Source organism: Paenibacillus segetis, assembly GCF_014639155.1.
GTDB classification, from domain to species: Bacteria; Bacillota; Bacilli; order Paenibacillales; family Paenibacillaceae; genus Fontibacillus; species Fontibacillus segetis.
Genome location: NZ_BMFT01000001.1, coordinates 1,578,061 through 1,590,922, shown reverse-complemented (window position 1 = coordinate 1,590,922; position 12,862 = coordinate 1,578,061). Strand labels below are relative to the sequence as shown.

The 12,862-nt window shown below is 40.5% G+C and carries 8 protein-coding genes and 1 pseudogene; 1 reads left to right on the top strand and 8 read right to left on the bottom strand.

All coding sequences use genetic code 11. The annotated features are described in order from the left end of the window. Positions 1–54: 54 nt before the first annotated feature. The 4 genes and pseudogenes from IEW05_RS07280 to IEW05_RS07270 form a co-directional block, all read right to left on the bottom strand. Complete coding sequence (locus IEW05_RS07280) at positions 55–222, bottom strand: S-layer homology domain-containing protein (protein ID WP_229753289.1); 168 nt, start codon at positions 220–222, stop codon at positions 55–57. Between the two features lie 6 nt (positions 223–228). Next, positions 229–279, bottom strand: a pseudogene (locus IEW05_RS25920) (S-layer homology domain-containing protein); the annotation flags it as partial. A 67-nt stretch (positions 280–346) separates the two neighbouring features. Further along, a complete protein-coding gene (locus IEW05_RS07275) occupies positions 347–2,530 on the bottom strand; it encodes a stalk domain-containing protein (protein ID WP_188537220.1) in 2,184 nt (727 codons plus the stop codon). A gap of 420 nt (positions 2,531–2,950) precedes the next feature. After that, the gene (locus IEW05_RS07270; protein WP_188537218.1) at positions 2,951–6,016 is read right to left on the bottom strand and encodes an Ig-like domain-containing protein; all 3,066 of its coding nucleotides are present in this window, start codon (positions 6,014–6,016) and stop codon (positions 2,951–2,953) included. A 507-nt stretch (positions 6,017–6,523) separates the two neighbouring features. Between IEW05_RS07270 and IEW05_RS07265 the strand changes: the two genes are divergently transcribed. Further along, on the top strand, positions 6,524–7,411 hold the full coding sequence (locus tag IEW05_RS07265) for a fructose bisphosphate aldolase (RefSeq protein WP_188537216.1): 888 nt from the start codon (positions 6,524–6,526) through the stop codon (positions 7,409–7,411). Positions 7,412–7,501: 90 nt separating this feature from the next. Here the strand turns inward: IEW05_RS07265 and IEW05_RS07260 are convergent, their stop codons facing one another. The 4 genes from IEW05_RS07260 to IEW05_RS07245 are packed head-to-tail and all read right to left on the bottom strand — an operon-like array spanning position 7,502 to position 12,600. Beyond that, entirely contained in the window at positions 7,502–8,782 is a 1,281-nt protein-coding gene (locus tag IEW05_RS07260; protein WP_188537214.1) for a sensor histidine kinase, read from the bottom strand. Further along, positions 8,769–9,449, bottom strand: coding sequence for a response regulator transcription factor (locus tag IEW05_RS07255; RefSeq protein WP_188537212.1), 681 nt, complete (start codon positions 9,447–9,449; stop codon positions 8,769–8,771). Before IEW05_RS07255 ends, IEW05_RS07260 begins: the two co-directional genes overlap by 14 nt. A 14-nt stretch (positions 9,450–9,463) precedes the next feature. Beyond that, a complete protein-coding gene (locus IEW05_RS07250) occupies positions 9,464–10,240 on the bottom strand; it encodes an ABC transporter ATP-binding protein (protein WP_188537210.1) in 777 nt (258 codons plus the stop codon). Positions 10,241–10,278: 38 nt separating this feature from the next. Continuing rightward, complete coding sequence (locus IEW05_RS07245) at positions 10,279–12,600, bottom strand: ABC transporter permease (RefSeq protein ID WP_194434097.1); 2,322 nt, start codon at positions 12,598–12,600, stop codon at positions 10,279–10,281. Between the last annotated feature and the right edge of the window lie 262 nt (positions 12,601–12,862).

The window sequence follows — 12,862 nt, the reverse complement described above, 5'->3', positions numbered from 1 at the left end:
TAAGACTCGAAGATAGAGTCTTAGACTGCCGTTTTTTTTATGTTTATTCGGTATTCACCATTTCGGAAGATTTGGACGGAATGAGTCGTCCGGATAGCCACTAATTATATCTGCTGATACCGCCTGTGTGACTGCTTTCTGCGCCCAAGCTCCGATCTTCGCTGTATCTGTGAAAGCCAGCGATGCTCCTTCGCCTTGCAGCTTCAACGTATTCATCAGCATGAACGTAAATTCCTCGCGCGTTACAGTCGCATCAGGTTTAAATGTTCCGTCCGGATATTACATTGCTTGGGACGCGAAGTGCTGGAAGCAGCAAAGACAAGAGGATTGCCTGTAGTTCTGTTATTTATCTACTATAAATCAATGTTGAAACACTTATATCACGATCAACAATGGAGAATGGCACCTTAGAAGAAATATCATCATTACCTAGCATATAGATCTCTCCTTGAGTTGGCTCACTGAAATAAAACACATACTCTCCACCGCTATTGGTCTTTACTATCTTGTTTACTATCTCACCATTCGAATTGTGATCCGCTCGTACAAATACATCTGGAATCGGATTACCCTTATTGTCAACAACTTTACCTTTTACAGCCATAAACTCTCCTGGTGACTTTTTATCAAAATCAAACACGATATCATCAAACCGTGTCATCGAAGGTTGATAAACAAAAGTATAGGAATATAATTCGGGTAAATTATTACCCAAATTGTTGACACGAGTGAGGACGAAGTCTATACGATAGCGTTGCCCTGCCTTCATCCCTCCGATGGCAAATTGACGATCCAATCTTGGAGTAAATTCCGATATCAATACCCCATTCGAATCGTAGAGTCGACTATACGCATTCAACGGAGTACCGTTAGGTTCAATAACACGCCCTATCATCTGAATTTTCGGTGTAATGAATGTTGGAATTGTGGTCATCTTTGAATCATATATAAATTCATATTTAGGTGGCTTTACATAATCGTCATCCGAAATAGGCAAATGAATGTTCCTATCATTATCAATTTCTACCTGATACCGATGTCCTGGTTGAAGATCATTCAGTGTAAATTCCCCGTTAGGATCACTCCAATTCAATGAAAATTCTTCTCTCGTATTCATTTCTCTGATAAAGATTGTAAAACGAGTAATTGCTCTGCCCTGTTCGTCTAGAACCTTTCCTGTTACTTGTGGTGGTGCCTGATCTAGAAGCTTAATCACACCTAAATTTAATTTACCGGATTGGTAAGTCACTGTAATTGGAGCAGGAGCTTTATACTTATTCTTACCGATGATTTGTACACTAATGGTAAAGGTTGTACCTGGCTTTAGATCCTGAATCATATAATTTCCATCTTCTGTAGATTGAGTAGAATAGAACTTTCCAGAGGAATCTCTAGCTTGTATCATAATGTTACTATCTTTCACACTTGTTCCTTCAGACCCGAGTAGCTGTATATATGGGTTTTCCGCTGGCTTGGACAATATAAGATCACGATTGGGATTATCCGCCTGATATACAAAACGATTATTGCCAGAGGTAATGTCAAGAATTGAAAATTTGGAATTATATTCATCGAAAAGATCTGCAAAAATTACGTACTCTCTACCCACGGTTAGCCCGCTTAATTTATATTTATTTTCCTCATCAATAGGACTATTAAAGATCTTATCATAACTTCCATCGGGTTGAATTTCATACAGAAGAATCGATATCTCACCACTAATAGCATCATTCGGATTCAGGATGACTTCACCTGTTACTTGCACCGCTTGTAAAGATATAATAGGAAGTTGCTCATTCTTACCCTCATATCGAAAATTAATAGATTCAGAATTATTGTCCGCATGACCCTTCGGAGGATAAGCAATAGTTAAATATTCTGTGCCGGGCTGCAGTTCAGAAATGGTGAAAGTTCCATCCTGTAAAGTTGTTATAGAATAGTCTTCAGAAACACCTGATAAATAATAGAAATAAACGGTTGCCCCACTAACTGGTTTACCTGTAGAATCTAGAACTTGCCCTTTTACTTCGGGATATTTTTTCGTATTAGCTTGTGTAGGAAAATATACGGATTGATCCGATGCATTAATCGTTGTGTTAGAGGAGCTGGGAGCACTTATGCTTACTGTCTTAGATTTCTGATCCCAGTTAACAAGGAATCCTGAATGTGAAATTAAAAACCGAAGCGGAACGTAAGTTGAGTTATTTTTGATAATCGGGGGACTATTAAGTAAGAATTCTTTGTCGTTTACATATCCTGTTACACTACCCATTTTCAGCACTATCTTTTGATTCTTTGAAGTGGTTGTAACGGTTTGATCTTTTCCGTCCCATTGTACCTTAATCCCCACTTGCTCAAAAACTCCACGTATTGGGACCATAACACTTCCATTTTCAATAAAAGCCTCTTGCTTCAACTCTAATATGTGACCATCGAATTTAATCACAACGCTTTGAGAGGCAGCAACACTAGTAAATGTGAAAAACATACCTACCAAGCAAAATATGATAACAGCCATCTTAATCTTCATTGGAAATCTCCCATTCTATCTAATAGTAAGTTAAATCGTCGTCCTGAAGTTCTTGTGACTGATATACCTACGATTTGCAAATGGTTTATCACGCCTTTTATACCATAAATCAAACATACTAACAATAATTTACTGCAAGTAATATGTAACATTAACTATGAAATTCGTTGAAATGCGGAAATCTTTACAGGTGTTCCAGCTGATCTGACAACAAGAGTGGAAGAGGTTGCTACCTTATGCCGTATTACTTACCACAAGCATGCCTATCCATATTGTATCTTTGTCGGGATACCCTAAGCTTCATTATATAGAGTTAGTTGGAATCTACCCGTGTTTTGCATACAAATATTAACGGAATCAGATCGACAAAAAACTGCCCAAGATCACGTATGATCATGGGCAGTCTATGTTTCTTATCTATTACATTTCGAGAAGATTAACCGATTCAAGCAAACGTTGGATCATAACAACCGCTTCAGCGCGAGTAGCATGGGTCAATGGACTTAAGTTGGTTGATGTTTGACCTGAAATAACCCCAGTATACACCGCTTTGGCTACATCATTCTTCGCCCAACTACTGATCTTACTGTGGTCCTTGTACTTCTCCAAATATGACGAGGCAGAAGTCGGTAATGATACTGTCACCCCTGTTGTAGCTGCCGCACGAGTCATCATGACTGCTATCTCTTGACGAGTAATCGGACTATCAGGCTTGAAGGTTCCGTCTGTGTTCCCCATTACAATTCCTGCTTCCGATACAGCACCGATGTAAGCAGCCATTGTAGCCCCTGTATTCACGTCCTCAAACTTGGAAGCCGCCGACTTATTGCCGGACAAACCGAGGCCCTTCGAGATATAAGTCGCAAACTCGCCTCGGGTAATTGATTTCTCAGGCTCAAACTTTGTCGTGGTTCGGCCTTCAACAATAAACTTACTAGCCAATGCTCGGATAGTTGTTCCTGCCCAATGCTTGCCGATATCCGAATAATTTGCAGAACCTCGTACCAGAGCATAAGCTCTATTACCTATGCTTTTAAAGGTAGCAACCGTCTTGCCCCCTGAAGTGGTGAATAGAGTAGGCACGTACGACAACGCATTAGCTTCCGGATCATACCATACTACAGCAGCAGACTTTGCTTCTATCGACGTTACCGTATCCAACGAACTAGACACATAGCCACTGAATCTCGGTATTTTCTTCTCCATCTTTCCATCGGAAACTGCTACCTCAATGTGAACAGGACCTGATAGAACAGATGCATTAAAACGATTGATCGCGGACATGAATGAGTTTGTCAGACTAGACTCCCCTTGGTCGATCTTGATAAGAAGATCACCTACTACTCCGCTTGATCCAAGCATTTTAGATAGTTCGGAGTAATCCAAAGAATGGACCGGAATCTCATACGTAATATCGTTATACTGCACTGCAAAGCTTGCTCCTTGGCCAAAGTTGGCGGCGTTCTGAAGCGTACTAAGTGGCACAGCTACGATTGCAGCCCGCTCGGTATTGGGAACCTTAAATACAACGCGCAGTTTACTCAGGCCCGCACTTGTTGCCGCTTCATAGGCATTATTGATTTGCTGTGCTGAGATGGAATATTTGTTTGTAAAAGTGCCTGCAGGCGATATAGCCGAAGTCGTTGTAGCTGCTGAAATCTTAAAATCAATCCCACCTCCGTCGGCTTCAGTATAATCTCCCAATAAGGAGTCTAAAGTCGTCTGATTAGTAACTGTAGTGGATGTAAACCCTTCAATTGACTTCCCACTTGTCGTGTGAATTCCATTAGTACTTGGGATATAGGTAATGTACACGGCTTCACCAATGTTTGGTGAAGCATTTAGTGTCAATGTAACTACAGAACCGCTAATGGTGACTTTCTCAACGGATAGCATTACATTCTGACTCATAATCGAGAAATAATTGACGGAAGGAATATAGTTCGTATTCAATGGTTCATTAAATGTTAGCGTAAGCGTCTTGCCTTTTACAATTGCGCCATTCAAAGAGCTAGTACTTGTGCTGACAGGGGTGTATACCGAATTTGAATTAGACGATGAAGTCGCATTCGTCAGGCTATAACTGCTAAATGCTGCGACATTAACGCCATCTGTATCGGTAATTGGATGCGTGCTTGGTAAATAAGTAATATATGCCGATTGTCTGTCCGTTATTGTACCGTGAAAAGTTAACGTCAGAACTCTGCCGCGTGTATTGAGCGAACTCGCACTAAAATAATTGCCAGCTATGTAGACACTGAACTGTTGATAAGCGCTGCTGCTTGCAGGAGCCAGTTCTTTATCGAACGTCAATGTTATCGTATTCCCTGAGACAGAACCACTTACTAATGTGGGAGCTATTGGATCCACTAATTGCGTAACATCACGATTAAAGATGTTCACTGCCTGGTTTTGCATTAAATCCTGAATACCACCACTCGTCGGTCTCGAATAAGAGAGCTTAACGACTTGGCCATTCGTTATGGCACTTGACAACGTTACCTTCACTGTTGCACCCGAGATTGATATCGCTGTTGCGGGACGATTCACGCCATCCACCGTAATATAAAAGCTGCCTACCACCGGAATAGAGCTTTCATTTAAATCTTCATTAAATGTCATCGTAATCGTGCTTCCGCTATATTCCAGCTTAGTTACAGTTGGTGGCACTTTCAAAGGGGCGGTATCTGTCTTGAAACTCCAGCTATAACCATGATATTTATTGCCTGAACTATCCTGAATAACCCCATCTGGTATCGAGAATGTGTAAGTCGTATTTGTATATAATGCTACTGATGGGGTAATCGTAATGGTCTTGGAGCCACTGCCTGTCACTTGATTATCTGTTACAGGGATTTGTCTATTATCGTAGACAGTAGAGCTTAAGTCCGATACTAAACTAAATTCCCCACTAGCTACATATACCTCTTCATCAAAAGTCATCGAGATTGACGATGAACAAGGTACATCCAGTGCCCCTGATGCGGGAGAATGGGCTTGAAGTACAGGTGAAATACTGTCCTGAGCGGTCGTCTTAAAGTTCCATTGATTATTTGTTGCAATTCCATTAAAATTCGCGCCGTTAGAAACGTTAGCAAAAGCGCCCGGCTCAATAATGACGTAATACTCCGTATCCCTTTGAAAAGGTTTACTCGGTTGGATCGTTACAACTCTTCCTGTCGAATCGATCGTAACTGCTCCGCTGGAGGCAACAACGAAGCTTTCGAATACGGAATCCGTATCAGATTCATAAATGATAATGGACGCCGCGCCATTTACTTTTGTAATGCTCTCATCAACCTTGAAGGACAGATTAGAACTTAATGCTACGCTTTGGGAGTCGTCGGCCGGATTTTTGCTTACAATAATAGGTCCCGCTATTGCCGCTTTCATTGTTTGAGATAACGTTAACCACTCTGGTAATGAGATTTGAAGTAATACTACAACAGCTAATATAAAACTTATCTTGTTAATATATCGGTTCAATTTATTCACTCCTACAATTGGTCATGTGTCCGTTTAGTTGATTGTTTAACTAGCTGACCTTTTAAATTCGTGATAATACTCTTTCCGAGTACAACTTTGTTCAGGACCAGCTCTTACCTCAACATTTCCCCTTAATATTTTTCGACATTTCCAACTATAAAAAACTTTACTAATGAACTACTATACGCAAAAAGATACCCTCGTCATAGTGACAGTTGTCATTAGTTTTGTCATATTGCAAAATGTATTTTTATGTTAATATATTTATCCTTCATAAACCTCTTCAGAATGCATGCACCCCAAAACAGTTTCCTTTACCTCTGTATAAATAAAATAAAACTCAAGTAACAATTTCAGGTTAGTTGAAATCTACCCGTGATGTTACATCCAAATATTAACAGGATGAGTTTGTTTCCTAGCACCTAGAAGGTATGCTGCCAATAAAAAGTGCTATAATAGAAAAGTATTGAAAAATTTTCAGTCCACAAATGGGAAGGAGAACCATCCATGAATACAAAACAATTGGATCGAATCCGAACAGGTAAGGGCTTTATAGCGGCCTTGGACCAAAGCGGCGGAAGTACTCCTAAAGCTCTGCTCCAATACGGCATTGAAGAAAAAAGTTATTCCAATGAAGAAGAGATGTATGCATTGGTACACGAGATGAGAACGCGCATTATTAAGAGTCCCGCGTTTGACTCTGAGTACATTTTAGGTGCTATTCTTTTTGAGAACACGATGGATCGTTTCATAGACGGGCAATTTACCGCCGATTATCTCTGGGAGAAGAAAGGGATTGTCCCTTTTCTAAAAGTCGATCAAGGACTCGCTGATCTTGAAGATGGTGTTCAGATCATGAAACCGATCCCTGGCTTAAACGACCTGCTGAAACGGGCGGCTGAGCGCAATATCTTCGGAACAAAAATGCGCTCACTTATTAAGGAAGCCAATCCTACCGGAATCAAAAAAGTCGTTGAGCAACAGTTTGCCATCGGTAACCAAATCGTAGAGATGGGACTTGTTCCGATTATCGAACCGGAAGTAGATATCTACAGCGCAGATAAAGCAGCAGCGGAACATCTATTAAAGAATGAAATTGCTGCTCAATTATCCTCTCTTGGTAAAGACGTAAAAGTCATGCTGAAACTCTCCATACCAACGGAAGACAATTTCTACAGCGACTTAATGGAAGATCCACACGTTGTGCGGATTGTGGCATTGTCAGGTGGCTACAGTCAAGCGGAAGCAAATGAAAAGCTGGCTCATAACCACGGATTGATCGCTAGTTTCTCGCGTGCCTTATCGCAAGGACTAACCGCTGGGCAAACAGACGATGAATTCAATGCAATGCTGTCTAAATCCATTCAGGACATTTATGAAGCCTCCATCAAATAAAATAGGGTAAATACACAAATAGTCGATATAAGCTTCGAAGCTTATATCGACTATTTTTTAGTGTGCAGCAGTATTACTATCAATTTCAACTTACACCCGCACTACCAACACAACCCCCATCGTCCCTTCCCCAGCTTCAACAAATATGTCGCCGTCCATCTTCTTCAGAAGCTGCTTGCATATGTATAATCCCAATCCGTTGCCTGGTTTGTGCTCCGAGTTAGAGCCTCGCCAGAAGCTGGTGAACATATGTGGTAGTTCATTTGGAGAGATAGGTGTGCCTGAGTTCTGAATAGAGATGAGTTGGCGGTAGTCTTCTTCGTAGAAGGAAACCCTTATGTAATTGCCATCCCCATATTTAATGGCGTTGTCGATGATATTATCGAATACTTCGGCAAGTCGATCAGGGTCCCCTAGCAACAGCTTGTCTCGATAGGACTCGATCTCAAATTTAATCTTCAGCAGCGTAAGCCGCTCCTGATTACTGTTTGTTACCTTCTCAACCCAATCCCTTAAATAAAATTCCCGATGTTGTATCTCCATATCACTTAGGGAGGAAGTAGATGTATTGATGATATCGCCAATTAACTTCTCGATATGTTCAGCTTTTTGTTCAATTAGCTTCGCACATTCCTTCCGCTTCTCTTCGCTTTCATATAGGTTATCGTATAAGGCAGCAGAGTATAATTTGATAGCCGAAACCGGGGTTTTAAGCTCATGTGATAATGAGGCGATGAGTGTCTGTCTATCTTTTTCAAGCCGTAAATTGGTCTGTTTCTGAGACTCTAACGTCTCTCTGAGCAGATCAAGTCCCCAAATAAACTTGCCGAAGAACCGACTTTTGTTCTCCTTCAAGCCTTGCTTCAGATGTCCTTTGGATAACTCAACTGGTAGATCCTGAATCAAATGAAATGGTTTGATAATCTGCCGTTTAAGATATAGCAACATGAGCACGACTGCAATTAACGTTATAAGTAAAATAATATCTATGGTCATGATCATCGATCTGATCTGATTTTGTACATGATAGGTAAGCCGTAGATATCCTGATAGATTCTGACCCTGATAGATGGGCTTGATCAGGAAACTTTCTTCACTTTGAACACCTACACCATTAAAAAAATGGTCCATTTGAAGTGGCTGAGCGTCAGCCTCAATCCAATCGATGGATTGAATAGAAGTAGCTTTGTCGAGATCAATGTCTGTTAGTAGCACTCCATGGTTCATCTCATTAGCGATTCGATTTGCTTCAATTATATATCCTTTATTAACCTCCGCATTGTCGCCATAATAAGCCACATATGAAAAAGTGATCACGATCGCTATTCCAATCACAATAACTGATAAGATTAAGCGATTAAACTGCTTCATACTTATACCCTACTCCCCATACCGTGACGATACGCTTTGGTTGTTTGGGATTGTTCTCTATTTTCTCACGTAACTTATTAATATGAACCGTAAGGGTTGACAGCTCGCTGAAGCTATCAACCCCCCATATGGTCTCAAACAGCCATTCTTTTCGAAGGGCTTTCCCCTTATTCTCCATTAACAATACTAATAGTTCATATTCCTTTGATGTCATTACAATCGGCTCATCTTTGAGGTAGACCGTCATCGAAGCTCGATTAATCGTAAGATCGCCGTCTGATAGTAACTGTTTGTTCTCAACCATGTCATAGCTGCGACGTAGATGCGATTTTACTTTGGCAGTTAATAGATTTACAGTAAAAGGCTTCTCCATATAGTCATCTGCACCGAGCTCAAGACCAATAATCTTGTTATCGTCGCCGTTTCTAGCACTCATGATAATGATGGGTAGATTGTGCTTCTCCCTTATGGTTCTACAGACTGAAAATCCATCAAGCTCGGGCAGCATGATATCGAGCAATAGGAGCTTCACCGTATTCTCTTCAAGATATAGAAGTCCCTCTTCCCCGCTCGAAGTCACAAATACCGAGTATCCCTCATTCAATAAGAAATCTGAAATAAGCGTAGCAAGCTCCACATTGTCCTCTATGATTAGTATATCTACCACTTGATCCCATCCTTCTACCAGCCCATATCCATTAGCCAACGATTTAAGCTTCTTTCTCGTTCTCTGAGTCCATTCTCATCCGAAAATTTTCCTAATTTCAGTTCACCCTGAATATTGCCGTCTACCATATACATGACTTTGTCGCTTTGCGCGGCTACTTTAACATCATGAGTGACAATCATAATTGTAGTCCCGTCCTCATTTATCTGACAAAGCTCTGACATTACTTCTTTGGCTGCCTTCGAATTTAGTGCACCCGTAGGCTCATCAGCAAACAGCATTTTGGGCTGATTAATTAATGCACGGCAGATACAAGCTCTTTGCAGCTGTCCTCCCGATACTTCCGTTATATCATGAGTGGCCGTTTCAACGATACCTAACTTCTTCATCAGTTTATCGGCATACCCATTCACATCGCTACGAGTGCGTTTATTGCCGTTACTTTTCAAAGCTTGGAAGCCCGATAGAATGATATTATCATAAATCGATAGATTTTTGAGCATATGCATCTGTTGAAAGATGAACCCCATCTTATGAAGTCTCACCTCGGCAATTTGCTTCTCCGAAAGCCCGGAAAGGCTGATTCCATCAAATTCGACCTCTCCAGCAGTTAACCGATCCATCCCGCTTACCGTGTACAGTAAAGTAGATTTCCCTGAACCCGACGGTCCCATGATTGAGACAAATTCTCCTTCGTTCAGGGTGAAACTTATATTTTTCAATACATTATTTTGTTGTTTATTCACGATATACGTTTTGCATAAATCTCTAACCTTTAATACGGTAGTCATGACTTTATTCCCCCCAATTAAATTGATCATTTCCTCGCTTATTCTTCATTCATATTCCACACTTGAATCTTCTTGATTTGTCTGCAACTCGTATACACTGCGAGCAATACGACCATAAGAATGATGAGTGGACACCAAACATAAACCTGTAAGGGTACAATATTGAAGCTTAGCTTCGTTAAACCAAACATTCTGAATAGTATCCCTACCAGTCGTTCGCCGAGAACATTAGCGACGAATACACCTAATATAATAGAAGCAACAAGCAGAATCATAATACGTAACGTCTGCCATAACCTGATCATTCCATTGGTAAAACCGAGACTCTTCATTATTGCAATGCCTTGAACTTCCTTCGTAATTAAGAGTCTAACAAATAGACTGGTGATGAAGAATGTAATGAGGCTCACAACGGCAATGATAATCGCGATGACCATTTTAAGCTGATCTATGAACCCTCCGGTCATATCACTTTGTATATCCAGTGCACTCTTGATATCGAGATTACGGAACTGTTCCTTCATATCCTTTAGAATCTGTGGTTTGTCTTGATCCGGAGCATGTATGGTTCCGTTCATTTGATAGGCTGCAGCTTTGATTGGTTTATAATCATCTGCCAATCGCACCATGTATCCGCCATTCGAAATCGTCTGGAATATGCCAGAGATAAGGAAGGTTTGCTGCTGTTCATCAATCTCAAACTGAATGCTATCGCCAATTTGTTTATTGTAAATTTTGGACATCACGCCTGTAATCGCTATTTCGTTCTTCAGCTTGGGTCCAACTCCATCTAAGTAATCAAATAATTGATCTGTAGATGACTCGTTCTTCATCCCCATCATTCGCAAATTGTCCTTACCATCATCGGAAATATATTTCGTGTTGATGACGGAATCAACGGATAGGGAAACGTCAAAACCCTTCCCTCTTAAATCTTGATCTATCCGTTCCAACTCGGTTAATATCTCCGATGTCGTACTCTCTGTAACCACTTGTTTGGTGTAGAAGTCAGCTTCCGTTACTCCAAAATAGCTAATAAATTTCGGTGTTACGATGGTGTTGGTCAAATTGATCGGAATGAGAATAATTGCTGTACTTAATACAAAGGTCAGAATTAATGTTGTATATCCTTTAAGGCGGTTGATCACGTCACTAATCGCCAAGAACAAGGTTGTGGGAAGAACTTTACTCTTGTGTAATGATATTCTCCCCGAGGACTTAAATCGCTCACCGGTATGTCCTTGCCTAATCGCATCAATCGCAGAAGCTTTATTAATCTTCCGCATACATAGGGAACAGAATAATAATGTAATGACCACAATAGCGAGTGCACTTAGAATGGCTACAATGATGCTGGTGTTTCCACTTGGCACAATGATATATTCAGATACCCTCTGCGTCATGATGTTTGTAAGTGGGATACTAATTCCTAGTCCAACAACGCCACCAACAAGCGATATCCCCAAATATTTCGTCAAATATAATCTTCGGATACTGGCATTCGTAAAGCCAATGGCTTTCATGACGCCGATTTCCTTGTAGTCATCTTGCAGTGTGGACACGATTGTAAATCTTAAGGTCAGAAAAGCGATAAAGATCAAGAACAAGCTAACAACAAATAACATGGCTGACATGATACGGTCTGTCATAAACGACGATTCAACTAACGTCTTGTCAATTTCAAAGGTACTAAGAATATTCGACCGCGAAAATTCTGTGGCCATATTCTTCTCATTAAAATCAACCTCAGCTTTTTTGACGAAGCTCCATACTTTCGTATAGGTTTCCTCAGGTACACTTTGCTTAAATATTTCAAAATCATGCTGCGATAAGATTAGCCTCTTGTTGGAGAATAAATCGGACCCCATAAAAGCATCTTTAAAAAATTCTTTCACAGTGAAGGTTTTTGAGACGCCGCCAAGATTGACCGTAAGCTGCTCCCCGAGCTGAATTCCAGTACTATTCTTGATGTTGATAGGTAAAGCTATTTCTTCGTCTTGTAATGTAAAACTTTCATTGTTCTGTCCAAACACAAGATTGATATCCCGTGGTAGGGTGGATAGTAGCACAATCACTGTATTCCCAGGTATGTTATTCCTTCCCCTCGGAACCGTGATATCGCTTGAGGGTACGTTGATCAGGTTATCAGCATAGTACTTTTCGATCATCGGTGTACTATTGATCCAATCTTCTATCCGTTTGTTATTCTCTGGGGTATTGTAGATAGTAAAGCTGAAATCTGCGACCTTACTTTGACTAATAAAACTGGATACGGCGGTTGTTGTGGACACCATCAGATTAGTGCTACTCGCAACAAGCGTAGCTGCTAGAGTAATTAGAACAAACAACACGATATTCATCACTTTTTTGCGCTTAAGATCTTTTTTTAGTATTTTCAGAAACACGTTAGAACCCCTTTCCGTTCTGTCTGATCACAGTATAAATGGAAAGTTATTAAATAATCCTAAAGCGCTCAGGAGATTTTTCCGCATAAAACAAAGCCTAACTCCATGAGAATAACGTAAATGAAAAAACACGTCAGAATAGACGTGTTTCATTGAACTTAGCCTCAAATTCCATATTTCTTGATGGACTCAGTGTTCTGTCTTTGGTGCTTCTTTT

Coding starts and splice junctions, on each gene's coding strand:
- IEW05_RS07280 (WP_229753289.1), bottom strand. CDS start 222: ATGCTGATGAATACGTTGAAGCTGCAAGGCGAAGGAGCATCGCTGGCT.
- IEW05_RS07275 (WP_188537220.1), bottom strand. CDS start 2,530: ATGAAGATTAAGATGGCTGTTATCATATTTTGCTTGGTAGGTATGTTT.
- IEW05_RS07265 (WP_188537216.1), top strand. CDS start 6,524: ATGAATACAAAACAATTGGATCGAATCCGAACAGGTAAGGGCTTTATA.
- IEW05_RS07260 (WP_188537214.1), bottom strand. CDS start 8,782: ATGAAGCAGTTTAATCGCTTAATCTTATCAGTTATTGTGATTGGAATA.
- IEW05_RS07250 (WP_188537210.1), bottom strand. CDS start 10,240: ATGACTACCGTATTAAAGGTTAGAGATTTATGCAAAACGTATATCGTG.
- IEW05_RS07245 (WP_194434097.1), bottom strand. CDS start 12,600: ATGAATATCGTGTTGTTTGTTCTAATTACTCTAGCAGCTACGCTTGTT.